Here is a 15115-nt window from a genome sequence, read left to right on the forward strand (position 1 = left end):
TGTTGGGAGTGGACGGGCCCGGGCGTCCCGGAGCGCGGCTCCGGGACGCCCGCTGGTCAGGCCGTGTGCAGCAGGAGGTCGAGGCGGTCGATGCCCGCGATGAAGTTCGAGGGGCGTCGGACGGGGGCGGAGAGCGCCTCCAGCGACTCCACCCGGGTCAGGAGCTCGGTGAACAGGGAGCGCATCTCCAGCCGGGCGAGGACGGCCCCCAGGCAGAAGTGCGGGCCGATGGTGAAGGCCAGGTGGTTGTTGGGGTCGCGGTCGATCCGGAACTCGTCCGGGGCCTCGAACACCGCGGGGTCGCGGTTGGCCGCGGAGAGCCACACGCAGACGGTGTCGCCCTCCTTGAGCTCGGTGCCGCCGAGGACGGTGGGCCGGGTCACCGTGCGGATCAGGTGCATGGCCGGGGTGTCGAAGCGGAGCATCTCCTCGATCATGGCCGGCACCCGGTCGTGGTCCTCGCGCAGCCACTGCCAGGCCCCGGGCAGGCCGGCCAGCCGGTACAGGCCCGAGGCCACGGCGTTCTTGGTGGTCTCGTAGCCGCCGATGGCGAGGTTGAGGCAGTTGAGCAACACCTCGTCGGAGGTGAGCCGTTCGCCGTCGAGCTCGATGTCCATGAGGCGGCGCACCATGCCGCCGGGGTCGAGGCGGTGCGGTTCGCCCTCGATGATCTCGACGAAGTACATCAGCAGGTCGTTGTTCCCGGTCTCGCTGCACCGGCGCCGCTCGGCGAGGGTGGGGGTCGCCGCGCCCGCCGCCTCGGTGCCGGTGATGGCCCGGCTGGCCATCGCCGCCACCCGTTCCTGGTCCTCGACGGGAATGCCGAGGATGGAGCCGATGGTGAGCCGGGGCATGGGGGCGGTGAGGGCCGTGACCGCGTCCACCGGGCCCTCCTGCCGGACGGCCGCCTCGGCGAGCCGGGCCGCGTGGCCCTGGATCACCGGTGTCAGCGACTGCACGAACTGCGGGGTGATCGCGGCGGTGACGAGCTTGCGCAGGCGGGCGTGGCGCGGCTTGTCGGTGAGTTCGATCATCAGCCCGGCGGCGGGGTCGCGGGTGCCGAGGGTGCTGTCGAGGGTCATGCCCCATTCGGAGCTGTAGGTGGCCACGTCGCGCAGGACGGTGCGGGTGTGGTCGTGGCGGACCACGGAGTGGAAACCGGGCGCGTCGGGCCGGTCCTGCCAGTGCAGTCCGGGCAGCTCCCGCAGCGCCGCCCAGACGCGGTGCGGCGGCTCGGGGACGAACTCGGCCGGGGCGGACAGGTCCACGACCGTGGGATCGGCGGGCGTGGGGGCGGCGGCCCCGGCGAGGGGGGCGTCGGCGGTGGCGGTCACCGGGGGTCTCCCGTCGGGGCGGTGTGCGGGGCGGCGGAGTCGGCGGAATCGGCGGAATCGGCGGAGTCGGCGGCGGACCGGTCCCCGGTGGTGCCGTGCTCGGCGGCCAGGGTCTCCAGGACGATCTCCACGACCTTGGCGGGCCGGGTGCGGGTGAAGTAGTGGCCGCCCCCGGGGATCTCCAGGAGCCGCGGGATCCCGGCGAGCGGGGCCCAGTCGCCGTTGCGGTCGGCGAAGCCCTCCGTGACCGGGTCGTCGGCCGCGTACACGGCGGTGACGGGGAAGGGCACCGGGCTCGACGCGCCGCCCGCCGGCGCCTCCTCCCGGGCCTCCAGGTACCAGGCGTTGGCGCTGGTGGAGTCGTGCCGGAAGGTGCGCACCAACAGGTCCGCGTAGGAGGCGCCGAGTTCGTCGAAGCCGGTGAAGCCGGTCTCCACGGTGAGCCAGTGCCGGATGTCCTCGTAGGTCATGCCGGAGACGTAGTCGATGGACTCGCGGATGGCCTCGGGAGTGTAGAGCAGCTTGGCCCCGATGAAGAGGTGGGCGACCTCGGTGCCGCGCGCGCGGAGCAGGCGGGCGGTCTCCAGGGCCAGGGCCGAGCCCACGCAGTGGCCCCACAGCACGATCCGGCCGCGCTCCTGGCGGAGCAGCTCCTCCACGACCAGGGTGGCGGTCTCGCGGACGGAACGCAGCTCGTCCGCGGCGGACTTGGGGTCGTGTCCGGGGAGTTCCACGCCCAGCACGGCGAAGCCGGGGTCCTGCCGGCGCATGGCGTCGGCCACCGGCCGGAAGTGCACCGCGTGTCCGGCACCGTAGGGGAAGCAGACCAGGGTGGCGGCCGGGCGGTCGTCGGCGGGAGTGAGGCGGACCAGGACGCCGTTGCCCTCGTCCTGGGTCGACTTCTCTGCCAGGGCGGCCTGTTCGCCCAGGCGGGAGTTGCGCATGACGTCCTTGAGGGTGACGAGGCCGTTGAGCATCATCACGGCGCGCATGGCGGCGAGGGAGTTGCCGCCCAGCTCGAAGAAGTCGTCCTCGGGGCGGATGCCCGCCGGGTCGATGCCCAGGACCTCGCCCCAGACGGCGGCCACGCGCAGGGCGGCGGAGGACAGCGCGCCGTCGGACTCGCGCGCCGCCTCCTCGGCGGGGGCCGCGGGCGTCTCCGTGCCCTTCTCCGACGCCGGTTCCGTGCCGTGTTCCGTTCCCGGCTCCTCTCCCCCGGCGGCCTCGCGCTCCAGCAGGCCGTCCGGCAGCCAGCGGCCGCGGCCGGCGGCGGTGCGGGTGCCGTCCGGAGCGGTGAGGACCAGCTCGCCGGGGGCGCCGATGGGGGCGGGCAGCCCGGCGGGGTCGAGGACGCTGACCGTGGTGCCGTCCGCGACCCCCGGCAGGGCGGGCTGCGGGCGCGTGCCGAAACCGGCGAGCAGGGCGAGTTCGGCCTCGTCCAGGAGGGTGGCGGTGGGGTGCTGCGCGGCGGGGTCCGCGGTCATCTGGTCGAGGGCGGCCAGGAAGTAGCCGCCGACGCGGACGATGTGCTCGTTGTCGAAGGCGTCCGTGTGGTAGTGCAGGCTGAGCTGCACCTCGTCGGTGTAGAAGTGGCGGGAGAACTCCGAGCGGAGCGGGAACTCGGTGATGGCCACGGCGCGCACGTCGAGCAGGGAGAACTCGGGGAGCGCGCGGAGCGCCTTGAGCGAGTAGAAGTGCGTGAAGTTGAAGACGGTCTCGAAGAGGGGGACCTGGGTCTGGAGGTCCTGCTTCATCTTGGCCATCGGGTAGCGCCGGTGCGGCAGGAAGGAGCTCTCGGCCTCGTAGACCTGGCGGACCAGTGCCTCCCAGCTGCCGTCGGCGAGGTCCACCCGCAGGGGCACCGAGTTGAGGAAGAGGCCGCAGGCCTTCTCCGCGTCGGCGACCTCGGGGCGGCCGCTGTGCTCGTAGCCGGTGATCACGTCGGACTCGCCGGTGAGCAGGGCGTGCACCTTCAGGTGCGCGGCGAGCAGCACGGTCTTGACGGGGACGCCGAGGCGGCCGGCGAGGGCCACGATGCGGTCGGACAGGCCGCGCGGGAGCGGCACGTCCTGGAGGACCACGTGGAAGGCGGCGGACTCGTCCCGGGGGCGCAGCCGCGGCACCACCGTCCGGGGGCGGTCTTCGAGCAGGTCCAGCCAGTACCGCCGGTCGGTCTCGGAGGCCAGGGACTGCCGCTCCAGGCCGATGAAGTTGCGGAGGTGGTTGGGGACGGGCTCGCCGTTCCAGGCGCCCTCGGCGCGCAGGGCGTGGTAGATCTCGAACAGCTTGGTGTGCACCAGGTTGATGCTCCAGCCGTCCAGGGCCGAGTTGTGCTGGCTGATGCTGTAGCGGTACAGGTCGTCGCGGAGCACGTGGACGTGGAGGCGGATCAGGCCGGGGTGCTCCCAGTCGAAGGCGTGGGCCTTCTCCTGGCGCTCCCACTCCTCGTACCACTCCTCCTGCGCGGCCTCGTCGAGGTGGCGGACGTCGGCGATGAACACCGGCGGCGGGTCCACGTTCCTGTGGACGAGCTGGAGGTAGTCGGTGAAGCCGGTGAGCCGGTAGCTGGTGCGGAAGATCGGGTTCTGTGCGACGAGCACGCGCACGGCCTCGGTGAACGCCGCCGGATCGAAGGGGGCGTTGATGAGGTAGCCGATGATGTCGTGGTACTGGGAGCTGCCGCGGGTCATCTCGCTCTGGAAGATGGTGCCGGCGGACAGCATGGACATCGGGTAGGCGTCCTCGACGTCCTCGGGGAGCCTCTCCCGCTCCTCGGCGCTGATCAGCTCGAAGGGCGCGAACTCGTGGCGGAGGCCGTCCTCGGTGCCGCCCTCGTCGAGCACGGCGGCCAGCCCGGCGACCGTGGGGTGCGCGAAGAGCTGCTGGAAGGTGAAGGCCAGGCCCAGGCGGCGGGCCTTGGCCAGGACGGTCACGAAGTGGATGGAGGTGCCGCCGAGGGCGAAGAACCCGTCGTGCACGCCCACCCGTTCGCGGCCCAGGACCTCGGCGACCAGGGCGGCGAGCGCCTCCTCCGTGGGGGTGCGGGGGGCCGTGTACCCGGCGGCCTCGGTGACCGGCTCGGGAAGGGCGGCGCGGTCCAGCTTGCCGTTGGGCGAGAGCGGGAAGGCGTCCAGGACGGTGATCCGGGCGGGGACCATGTAGCCGGGCAGGACCGCGGCGAGGCGGGTCCGCAGCTCCTCCTCGGCCGGCGGGCCGTCGGGGGTGCCGGCGGAGGTGACCCAGGCCAGGAGCCGCTGGTGGCCGTCGGTGCCGGTGCGCACGAGCACGGTGGCGTCGCCGACGCGGGGATCGTCGAGGAGGGCGCGCTCGATCTCGCCGGGTTCGATCCGGTAGCCGCGGAGCTTGACCTGGGAGTCGTTGCGACCGAGGTATTCGAGGGAGCCGTCCGGGAGGCGACGGACGAGGTCGCCGGTGCGGTAGGCGCGGCGCTCGCCCGCCTCCCCGAAGGGCTGCTCCACGAAGCGTTCGGCGGTGAGTTCGGCGCGGTGCAGGTAGCCGCGGGCCAGGCCGTCACCGGCGATGTACAGCTCGCCCGGCAGGCCCACGGGGCGTTCGCGGCGCCGCGCGTCGAGCACGTACAGGCGGGTGTTGTCGATGGGCAGGCCGATGGGCACCAGGGCGTCGCCCTCGGCGGTGCGGTGGTGGCTGACGTCCACGGTGGCCTCGGTGGGCCCGTAGAGGTTGATCAGCTCGGCGTGGCCGAGGAGTTCGGCGAAGCGGCGGACGTGGTGCACGCCCAGGGCCTCGCCGCTGGCGAAGACCTGGCGGAGGGAGCCCAGGCGGTCGGCGGCGCCGGTGGCGGCCACGTAGTCCAGGAAGGCGCCGAGCATGGTGGGCACGAAGTGCAGGGTGGTGACCCGGTGGCGTTCGACGGCGGCGACGATGGCCTCCGGCTCGCGCTCGCCGCCGGGTTCGAGGAGGGCCACCCGGGCACCCTCGATGTGCCACCAGAACAGCTCCCAGACGGACACGTCGAAGGAGACGGGGGTCTTCTGGAGGACGGTGTCGCCGGGGCCGATCGGGTAGGCCCGCTGCATCCAGTGCAGCCGGTTGACCACGCTGCGGTGCTCGACGACCACGCCCTTGGGGGCGCCGGTGGAGCCCGAGGTGTAGATGACGTACGCGGCGTCCCCGGCGGAGCCGGCCGGTACGGCGGACTCGTCCTCACCCTCCGCGGGCTCCTCGCCGGCGGTGGGGTCGAGGAGTTCCCCGGTGAGTTCCAGGACGGCGGCGGGGGCCGGGACCCGGTCCGCGTGCGCGGGCTGGGCCAGGACCAGGGCGGTCTTGCTGTCCTCCAGCATGTAGGCCAGGCGGGCCGGGGGCAGGGACACGTCCAGCGGCAGGTAGGCGCCGCCCGCCCGGAGCACGGCGAGGATGCCGGTGAGCATCTCCGGGGAGCGCTCGGCGAGGACGCCGACCAGGGATTCCGGTCCGACGCCGCGGGCGCGCAGGGTGCGGGCGAGGCGGGCGGTGGCCCGGTCCAGCTCGGCGAAGGTGAGGGTGCGACCGCCGCCGGTGACGGCGGGGGCGTCGGGCGCGGCCGCCACGGCGCGGGCGAAGAGCTGCGGCAGGGTCGACTCGGAGGGGAAGGGCGCCTCGGTGGCGTTGGCGGCCGCCGTGACGGCGGCGTCGGCGGCGTCGGCGAGGTCCACCGCGGCCAGGGGCGCGTCCGGGGCGGCCAGGGCGGCCGTGAGCAGCCGGACGTAGTGGGCGGCGAGGCGGTCGGCGCTGTCCGGGGCGAAGCGGTCGGGTTCGGTGCGGACCTCGACGGCGAGGCCGCCCTCGGACGTGCGGCGGAGCACCAGGACCACGTCGGCGGCGAGGGCGTCCACGGCCTCCTGCGTGTGGAGCCCCGCCAGGGCGACGGCCACCTCGGTCTCGGCGCCGGTCAGTTCGACGGGGTAGTCCTGGTGGGCCTGGACCTCGGGGAGGACGGCGCGCAGCCGTGCCAGGAGGTCCTTCAGCGAGTCCGCGCCGGTGTGGGCGAGGCGGATCGGCAGCACCCGGGCCAGCGGCTCGGGGCCGGTGGGCGGCCGGCCGATGAGCAGGTCCTCCTCGCCGGTGTAGGTGTGGAGCAGGGCGAAGGCGACGGCGGTGGCCAGGGCGTGCAGGGCGGTGTCCTCGCCGCGGCTGACGGCGTACAGCCGCTCGGCGGTCTCCGGGGCGAGGACGGTCTCCGCGGCGGCGCGGGGGCGGCCGGTGCGAGCGGCGGCGGGGTGGTCGGCGGGGAACCCGGTGGCGCGGGAACCGGCCAGGAAGCGGGCCCAGAAGGCGGCCGCGGCGGGCCGCTGGGCGGCAGCGATCTTGCGCTGTCCGACGGTCAGGTGGGTGCTCATGACGGGGGTGCTCCTCGGCGTGCGGGTCAGAAGGCGAAGTCGAGGCCGGTCGGTTCCGGCGCGGCGGCCGGTCCGGTGTCGACGGGGGCGGCCGGTGCGCCGACGGGCGCGGCGGGGTCGGCGAGGGCCCGGTCGAGGACGTCCAGGAGGGTGTCGCGGAAGGCGGCGACGGTGGCGCGGTCGAAGAGTTCGGTGGCGTACTCCCACTCGCAGTACAGGTCCTCCGGCTCCTCGAACACCTGGAGGTTGAGGTCGGCCATGCCCTGGCCGGTGTGGCGGGGCCGCAGCAGCACGGGGGTCCCGAGGAACTCCGCGGTCTGCAGGGCGCCGGCCTGGAGGGCGAGCAGGGTGTCGAAGAGGGGGTTGCGGCCGGGCACCGGCTCGGCGGCCGCTTCGCGGACCAACTCCCCGTACGGCAGGTCCTGGTGGGCCAGGGCCTCCCGGGAGGCCTCGGCGGCCCGGGCGGTCAGCTCCGTGAAGGGGGTGTCGGGGGCGAAGGCCAGCCGCAGGCAGACGGTGTTGACGAACATGCCGACGGCCCCGTCGAGTCCGGCCGCGGTGCGCCCGGCCGCGGGGATGCCGGTGGTGAGGTCGTACTGGCCGGTGACGCGGGCCAGGAAGACGGCGTGGGCGGCGGCCAGCGGGGCGAGCAGGGTGGTGCCCCGACGGGCCGCGAAGGCCCGCAGGGCCGCGGTGCGCTCCGGTCCCAGGGAGAAGGGCAGCAGGTCCCCGGCGTTGCTGCGGTCGGCGGGACGGGGGCGGTCCGTGGGGAGTTCCACGGGCGCGGGGCGGCCTTCGAAGGCGGTGGTCCAGAAGCCCCTCTGGCGTTCGGCGAGTTCCTTGCCCTCGCCGGCCGCGGCCCAGTGGGCGTAGTCGCGGTAGGGCAGGGCCACCGGGGGGAGTTCCTCCCCCCGGTAGAGGGCGTCGAGGTCGCCGAAGAGCCGGCCCAGGGACAGGCCGTCCGCCACCAGGTGGTGGAGGTCGGTGAACAGCACGGGCGGGGCGTCCTCGCGCGTGTGCAGGACGGCGCGGGCCAGCGGGGGCACGGACAGGTCGAAGGGGCGGACGAGCGCGGCGAGGTCCGGTTCCCCGGTGGTGACGGCGAGTTCCCCGCCCGCGCCGGGGTCCACCCGCTGGACGGGTTCGTCGAGGAGATGGAAGGAGGTGCGCAGCACCTCGTGGCGGCGGACCAGGGCGTGCCAGGCCGCGGCCAGGCGGTCCGGGTCGGTGTCGGCGGGCAGTTCCAGCAGCAGCGGCACGTTGTACTGGACGGTGCGCGGGTCGCGGCTCTGGGCCACGAAGAGCGGGTACTGCTGGGGGGCCAGCGGGTAGTGGTCGGCGGGCGGGGCCGGGGGCGGACCGGCCGGCGCGGCGGGTCCGGGGGCCCGCTCGGCGAGGAGCAGGGCCAGCTCTTCCACGGTCGGGTTGCGGAAGACGTCGGCGACGGTGACGGGGGTCCCGAAGGCGGCACCGATGGCGGTGGCGAGTCCGGCGGCCAGCAGGGAGTCGACCCCGTGGTCGAAGGCGGAGTCGAGGACGCCGACGGTGGCGCCGGGGAGGGCGGCCTCCCAGAGGGCGACGAGGCGTTCCTCGGTGGTGTCGCGGGGCGGTACGTGCTCGGCGGGCAGGTGGAAGAGGTCCGCCGGGTCGGGGAGCGCGGCCCGGTCGGTCTTGCCGTGCGCGGTGAGCGGGAGGGCGTCCAGGGGCACCAGGTGGCCGGGGAGCAGGTGCCGGGGCAGCCGCTCGGCGAGGTGTTCGCGGAGTTCGCGGGGGTCGGTCGGGACGACCTCGGTGTAGTAGGCGGCGAGGTAGCGGTCGGCGGGGTCGCCGCCGGGGCGGACCCGGGGCACGACCACGGCCTCGGCCACGTCGGGGTGGGCGCGGAGCACCGCCTCGATCTCGCCGGGTTCGACGCGGTAGCCGCGGATCTTGACCTGTCCGTCGGCGCGTCCGTGGAACTCCAGGACGCCGTCGGGGCGTTCGCGCACCAGGTCGCCGGTGCGGTAGAGCCGGCCGCCGGGGCGGGTGGGGTCGGGGCGGAAGGCCGCCTCGGTGAGTTCGGGCCGGCCGAGGTAGCCGAGGGCCACACCGTCGCCGCCCACGAACAGCTCGCCGATGCGGCCCGGGGGGACGGGCGCGCCTTCGGGGTCGAGGACCTGCGCGGTGGAGTGGGCGACGGGGCGGCCGATGGGCAGCGGGCCGCCGGTGTCCTCGGGGGTGATGACGTGCGTGGTGGAGAAGGTGGTGTTCTCGGTGGGGCCGTAGCCGTTGACCACCCGCAGTGCGGGGGCGGCGGCCAGCACTGCGGCCACGTCCTCCCCCACCACCACGTCGCCGCCGACGAGGAGTTCGGTGAGCGGCGCGAAGAGCGCCGGGTCCTGCCGGACCAGCCGGCTGAAGAGGGGGGAGGTCAGCCAGAGGGTGGTGACGGCGTGGCGGCGCAGGGTCGCGGCGAGGCGGTCGGCGTCCAGGACGGCGTCCTCCTCGGGGAGGACCACGGTGCCGCCGTTGAGGAGGGGGCCCCACACCTCGAAGGTGCTGGCGTCGAAGGTGGCGGCGCCGGTCTGCAGGACCCGGGTGTGCGGGCCGAAGTCCACGTACGCGCGGCCGGGGCCGGTGCCGCGGACCAGCCGGACCACGTTGCGGTGGCCGACCATGACGCCCTTGGGGTGGCCGGTGCTGCCCGAGGTGTACATCACGTAGGCCAGGCCCTCGGGGCCGGGGACGGTCTCGGGGTCGGGCAGGACCCCTGCCCCGTCCGCGGCGCCGTCCGCGCCTTCAGCGGCTTCCGCGCCGTGCGTGGCTTCGGCGTCGGCGGGTCCGTCGATGGCGAGGAGGACGCGGCCGTCGGGGAGGCGGGCGTCCCGGTCTCCGAGGACCACCCGGACCCCGGCGTCGTCGAGCAGGGCGGCGACCCGCAGTTCGGGTTCGGCGGGGCCGACCGGCAGGTAGCCGGCTCCGGCGCGGAGCACGGCGAGGTTGGCGGTGATCCAGGCGGGGCTGCGTTCGGCGCGCACGGCCACCAGGTCGCCGGGGCGGACCCCGTGGGCGACCAGGCGGGCGGCCAGGCGGGCGCTGCGGTCGGCGAGCGCGGCGTAGGTCAGCGCGGAGTGCGCGTCCTCCACGGCCACGGCCTCCGGGGTGGCGGCGGCCTGTCGGAGGAAGAGCCCGTGGAGCGTGGCGTCGCGGGGGTACTCGGGCGCTGCGGCGGGCCCCGGTGCGGGCGGGGTGGGGTTCATCGTCGGTTCCATCTCTGGGTGCGCGGGGCTCAGGCGTCCGGGCCGAGGACGGGGCGGAAGGCGGTGGCGGCCGAGGCGGCGACCGCGCGCAGGGCTTCGTGGTCGGGGGCCGTGCCGTAGACGATGCCGAGGTGGCTCTGGGTGCCCTCGCGCCAGTCCACGCGGCGGCCGGGCGCGGCGTGCGCCTCGACGGAGCGGACCCCGGGCAGGGCGGCGAGCTCGTCCAGTCCCTCGACGTCGAGGAGGGTGCCGGCCACCGGGGGCGGGGCGAGGAAGTACTGGTAGGTGACGCCCCGGTGGCGGGCGGGCGGGATGCGGGGCTCGGTGCCGAGGGCGGTCTCCAGGGCGGCGCGCACCAGGTTGATGCCGGTGGCGCGGCGGAGGATCTCCGGTACGTAGCCGCCGAGGCGGCCGTTGACCTCGATGATCCGGGGGCCTTCGGGGGTCAGCTTGATCTCGGTGTGGGTGAGGCCGTGCCGGATGCCGAGGGCGCGGACGGCGGCCGCCTCCAGGGCGAGGACGGCGGCCTCGGTGTCCGGGCCGAGGGTGTGGGGCAGCAGCATGCCGGTCTCGCGGAAGGGTTCGGCGAGGGGGAACTTGCCGGTGACGCAGACCTGTCGGGAGCCGTTGGGGGTGTGGACGGACTCCACGGAGACGTAGTCCCCCCACGCCTCGCCGGCGGCGGTCGGGTCCCCGACGAGAAGCTGTTCGGCGACGAACTCCAGCCCGTCCGGCCGGGCCGCGGCGGTGGCCAGGAACTCCTCGGCGGTGTCCACGCGGGTGGTGTGCAGGCTGCCCGCGCCGATCCTCGGCTTGATCACGGCGGGCAGCCCGGTGTGGGCCAGGGCCTCGGCGGGGTCCTCGCCGATGACGGTGCACCGGGTGGCCTGGACCCCGGCCTCGGCGAGGATCCGGCGCTGCACGAGCTTGTCCACGAGGGCGGGCACCAGGGCGGTGGGGTGGCCGGGCAGCCCGAGTCCTTCCGCCAGCCGGGCGGTCTCGCCGAGGAGGTACTCGCTGTAGGTGAGCAGACCGGAGAGGTCCGCCTCCTTGAGGCGGGTGATCCGGGCGTCGGGGTCGAGGCCGGTGAGGTCCACGACCTCGGCGAGCTCGTGCAGGGCGGTGCGGGCGGCGGCGGCTCCGGGCCGGTCGAAGTCCGCGACGAACACCACCTCGCAGAGCCGGTGCGCGGCGGCCACGATGTCGTTGGGGGTGGCGGAGCCCAGGTCGTAGCAGACTCCCGCGCGGGGCGGGGCGGGGCGCGCTGCGGTGGTCACGGGCGCTCCGATCCGGGGGTGGCGGTCTGCCGGTCCGTCAGGTGCTTGACCAGGAGGGCGGCGGTGGGCTGGAGGTAGAGGTCGCGCAGCGGCACCGGGGGCAGGCCCTCACGGCGCAGGGCGGCGGAGAGCCGGACGGCCATGAGGGAGTTCCCGCCGAGTTCGAAGAAGTCGTCGTCGGGGCCGGTGTCGGGGCCGAGGGTGGCCCGCCAGGCGCGGAGCACCTGTTCGGTGAGGGCCTGGACGGGGTCCGGTTCGGCGGGCACGGACGCGCCGGGGGCGGATCCGGTGGCGGCGGACTGCTCGCCCGAGGGCGGTTCGGTCGCCGCCGGGGTGGTGGTGACCTGGACGACGGCGGCGGCGGTGTCGCGCTCGGTCGCGGTCGTGGCGGCGGGGGTCGGGGTGCCGCCGGCCGCGGGGAGGGTGTCGGGGCGGGGCAGCCGGGCGGTGTCGGCCTTGCCGTTGACGGTCAGCGGGATCTCGGGGACGGCCGTCAGGGTGCCGGGCAGCATGTGCTCGGGGAGCAGGCCGCGGAGTCGGCCGCGGACCTCGGGGACCGTGCCGCCGGGCCGCAGCACCACGTAGGCGTCGAGCCGGGTGTCGGCGGCGTCGCCGTCGCCGCGGTGCAGGACCACGGTGGCGTCGGTGACCCGCGGGTCGTCGAGGAGGACGCTGCGGATCTCGCCGAGTTCGATGCGGAAGCCGCGGACCTTCACCTGGTCGTCGATGCGGCCGAGGTGGTCGAGGCCGCCGTCGGGGCGGAGCCGTCCGAGGTCGCCGCTGCGGTAGACGCGTTCGCCGGTGACGGGGTCGGTGACGAACCGTTCCGCGGTCAGCTCGGGGCGGCCCAGGTAGCGGTCGGCCAGTCCCGCGCCGCCGACGTGGATCTCGCCGGGCACGCCCAGGGGCTGGACTCGGCCGTGGGCGTCGCGGACGGACAGGGTCCAGCCGGGCAGGGCGGTGCCCACGGAGCGGGAGCCGGCGGCCACGTCGACGGGGGTCACGGTGCGGGCGGTGACGTGCACGGTGGTCTCGGTGATGCCGAACATGTTGACCAGGCGGGTGCGGTCGTGCGGTTCGCGCCGGAACCACAGCTCCAGGGAGCGGGTGTCGAGCGGTTCGCCGCCGAAGACGACCAGCCGCAGGGAGAGCGGACGGGTCCCGTCGAGGTGGACCCGGCGCAGGGCGGCGAAGGCGGAGGGGGTCTGGCTGAGGACGGTGACCCCGCGGTCGGCGAGCAGGGCGTGGAACTCCTCCGGGGAGCGGGACACCCAGTAGGGCACGACTTCGAGCCTGCCGCCGGTCAGGAGGCAGCCCCAGATCTCCCAGACGGAGAAGTCGAAGGCGCTGGAGTGGAAGAGGGTCCACACGTCCCCGGCGCCGAGGGCGAGGTCCGGGGCGGTGGCGGCGACCAGCGCGGTCACGTTGCGGTGGGGGACGACCACGCCCTTGGGGCGGCCGGTGGAGCCCGAGGTGTAGATGACGTAGGCGGGGGCGTCGGGGTCCTCGGCGGGGGCGGGGGCCGCCGCGGTGGAGGCGGCCAGGGCCTCGGGGCGGAGGATCGTGAGACCGTCGGCGGCGGGGAAGACGTCGAGGGTGGTGACGACCAGGCCGAGCCCGGCGTCCCCGGTGGTGTAGCGCAGCCGCTCGGCGGGGTAGCGCGGGTCCATGGGGACGTAGGCGGCGCCCGTCTTGAGGATGCCGAGGAGCGTGGCGACGAGGGTGGTGTCGCGTTCCAGGCAGACGCCGACGAAGGAGCCGGGGCCGATGCCGCGTTCGGCGAGACCCGCGGCGATCCGGTCGGCGGCGGCGTCGAGGGCGGCGTAGGTCAGCTGCCCGTCGGGGCCGGACAGCGCGGCGGCTCCGGGGGTGGCGGCGGCGGTCCGGGCGAAGGCGCCGTGCAGGGTCGCGGGCTCGTGCGCGGGCAGCGGGTGGGGGCGACCGAGGGCGAGCAGGTGGGCGCGTTCCTCGTCGGAGGTGGCCTCGACCCGGCCCGCGAGGAGCTCCGTGGCGGCCGGTTTGGCGCCGAGCAGGGCGGTGGTGCGGGTGAGGTGGGCGGCGAAGCGGGCCGCGACCTCGGGGTGGGCGGCGGCCTCGTTGTACTCCAGCAGGCCGGTGAAGGTGCCGTCCGGCAGGGGCCGCCAGGTGACGGTGAGCGGGAACGGCGCTTCGAGGTGGGGGCGGTAGGCGGTGCCGGTCCGGTCGCCGCCGAGGACGATCACGCCGAGGGCGGGCGGTTCGGCGCCGGGGGCGGTCGGCGCGGCCAGGGCCTCCTCGGCCCTCCCGAGGAGCTCGCCGACGGGGGTGTCCTCGCCGGGGTCCAGGCTCAGGGTGGTGTAGCGGTCGCCGTGCAGCGGGTCGGCGGTGAGCAGCCCGAGGGTGCGGCCCGGTTCCCCGTAGCGGGCGAGCGCGAGGGCGGCCGCGGCGGCGAGGACGGCGGTGGCGGGCTCCGGGGCGATCTCCACGGGGCCCAGGGCGACGGTTGCGGTGCGGGCGGCCCGGGTCGGGTCGCCGAGGCCCCAGGCGGGCGGGACGGCCTCGGTGATGACGGGGCGGGGGGCGGACGGCGCCGCCACCAGGCCGGAGTAGATGGTTCCGGTTGCTGCGGGGGAGGTGTCCGTGAGGAGCCCGGCGAGGGCTTCCAACAGGGCGCTGTCCGCGGACCGGCGGTGGGCCACGAGGACCAGGTCCGCGGCGCCGTCGGCGTAGTCGAGGAGCAGGGCGCGCAGCGGGGCGCCGGGGGCGAGGGTGCGGCCGGCCTCGCGGTCGCGCAGGGCCTCGGAGGAAGGGTGCCCGGCGGGGGTGGTGAGCCGCTCCGTCCAGAGCCGGAGCCCGGTGGGCAGGGTGCCGGACTCCTGGGCGGCGGCGAACCGGGCGGCGGCCTCCCGGGCGGTGAGTCCGTCCGGGAGCCGGCGCAGCAGGCTGTGGGTGCCGCGGCCGGAGCGGTGGTCGAAGGCGGTCCCGGCGTGGAAGGCGGCCGTACCGGCCCCCGGTGCGGCGGGTGCCGTCGGGGTGGTCGCGGTGGGCATGCTGGTCTCCTGGCTGGTGCGGTCGGCGGAGGAGGGGGCGGGGCGGGAGGAGGTCACCTCGTGCTGAACCCGCCATCGACGGTGACGACGCTGCCGGTGACCTGGCGGCTGTCGTCACTGGCCAGGTACAGGGCGGCGGCCGACACGTCCTCGGGGTCGACCAGGGCGTTCATGGGCTGGGATTCCAGGAAGGCGGCCTCCTGGTCCTCGGGGGCCACTCCGAGGGAGCGGGCCACCTCGGAGAGCATCCGGCCCTCCAGGGTCGGCTCCTCGCGGACCTGGCCGGGGCAGAGGGCGTTGACCCGGATCCGCAGGGCCGCGTAGTCGAGGGCGGCGGCCTTGGTGAGGCCGATCAGCCCGTGCTTGGCGGCCACGTAGCCGGCGAAGTAGCGGTAGCCGACGAGCCCGGCGGTGGAGGAGACGTTGACGATGCTGCCGGAGCGCTGCCGGGCCATCGCGGGGGCCACGGCCTTGATGGACCGCCAGGCGCCGGACAGGTCCACATCCAGCATGACCCGCCACTCCTCCTCGGTGATCTCGTGGCTGGCCCGGCCCGAAGGGGCGGCGATCCCGGCGTTGTTGAGGAGGACGTCGATCCGGCCGAAGCGGTCGAGCACCGCGGCCACGGCGGTGTCCAGGTCCGCCTGCGCGCGGACGTCGGCGCGGGCGGTGAGGACGGCGGCCCCGCGCTCCCGGCACTGTTCGGCGGTGGCCTCCAACTGGTCCGCGGTGCCCAGCGGGTAGGGCACGTCGGGCAGGTCGGCGGCCACGTCAAGGAGGGCGAGGTCGGCGCCCTCCTCGGCGAAGCGGAGGGCGCAGGCCCGGCCCAGGCCGCGGGCGGCGCCGGTGACGAGCACGGTCTTGCGGGCGAGTCTCACG

Annotated in this window: 6 protein-coding genes; all 6 read right to left on the reverse strand. The window is 75.5% G+C overall.

What is annotated here, in order from left to right:
• Positions 1-56 precede the first annotated feature (56 nt).
• The 6 genes from ABTZ17_RS06320 to ABTZ17_RS06345 are packed head-to-tail and all read right to left on the reverse strand — an operon-like array spanning position 57 to position 15114.
• On the reverse strand, positions 57-1334 hold the full coding sequence (locus tag ABTZ17_RS06320) for a cytochrome P450 (protein WP_352194340.1): 1278 nt from the start codon (positions 1332-1334) through the stop codon (positions 57-59).
• Positions 1331-6691 (reverse strand): non-ribosomal peptide synthetase, encoded by a 5361-nt coding sequence (locus ABTZ17_RS06325; RefSeq protein WP_352194341.1) that lies wholly within the window; start codon positions 6689-6691, stop codon positions 1331-1333. Before ABTZ17_RS06325 ends, ABTZ17_RS06320 begins: the two co-directional genes overlap by 4 nt.
• Before the next feature lie 26 nt (positions 6692-6717).
• Complete coding sequence (locus ABTZ17_RS06330) at positions 6718-9930, reverse strand: non-ribosomal peptide synthetase (protein ID WP_352194342.1); 3213 nt, start codon at positions 9928-9930, stop codon at positions 6718-6720.
• A 29-nt stretch (positions 9931-9959) separates the two neighbouring features.
• Positions 9960-11207 carry an ATP-grasp domain-containing protein gene (locus ABTZ17_RS06335; protein WP_352194343.1) on the reverse strand — a complete coding sequence of 416 codons (1248 nt, stop codon included), beginning with the start codon at positions 11205-11207 and terminating at the stop codon, positions 9960-9962.
• Entirely contained in the window at positions 11204-14293 is a 3090-nt protein-coding gene (locus tag ABTZ17_RS06340) for an amino acid adenylation domain-containing protein (protein WP_352194344.1), read from the reverse strand. Before ABTZ17_RS06340 ends, ABTZ17_RS06335 begins: the two co-directional genes overlap by 4 nt.
• On the reverse strand, positions 14290-15114 hold the full coding sequence (locus ABTZ17_RS06345; protein WP_352194345.1) for an SDR family oxidoreductase: 825 nt from the start codon (positions 15112-15114) through the stop codon (positions 14290-14292). The genes ABTZ17_RS06340 and ABTZ17_RS06345 overlap by 4 nt, the downstream gene beginning before the upstream one ends.
• Between the last annotated feature and the right edge of the window lies 1 nt (position 15115).

The sequence above is a fragment of the Streptomyces sp. NPDC097619 genome (genome assembly GCF_040302735.1).
Classification (GTDB): Bacteria; Actinomycetota; Actinomycetes; order Streptomycetales; family Streptomycetaceae; genus Streptomyces.

Coding starts and splice junctions, on each gene's coding strand:
- ABTZ17_RS06325 (WP_352194341.1), bottom strand. CDS start 6,691: ATGAGCACCCACCTGACCGTCGGACAGCGCAAGATCGCTGCCGCCCAG.
- ABTZ17_RS06330 (WP_352194342.1), bottom strand. CDS start 9,930: ATGAACCCCACCCCGCCCGCACCGGGGCCCGCCGCAGCGCCCGAGTAC.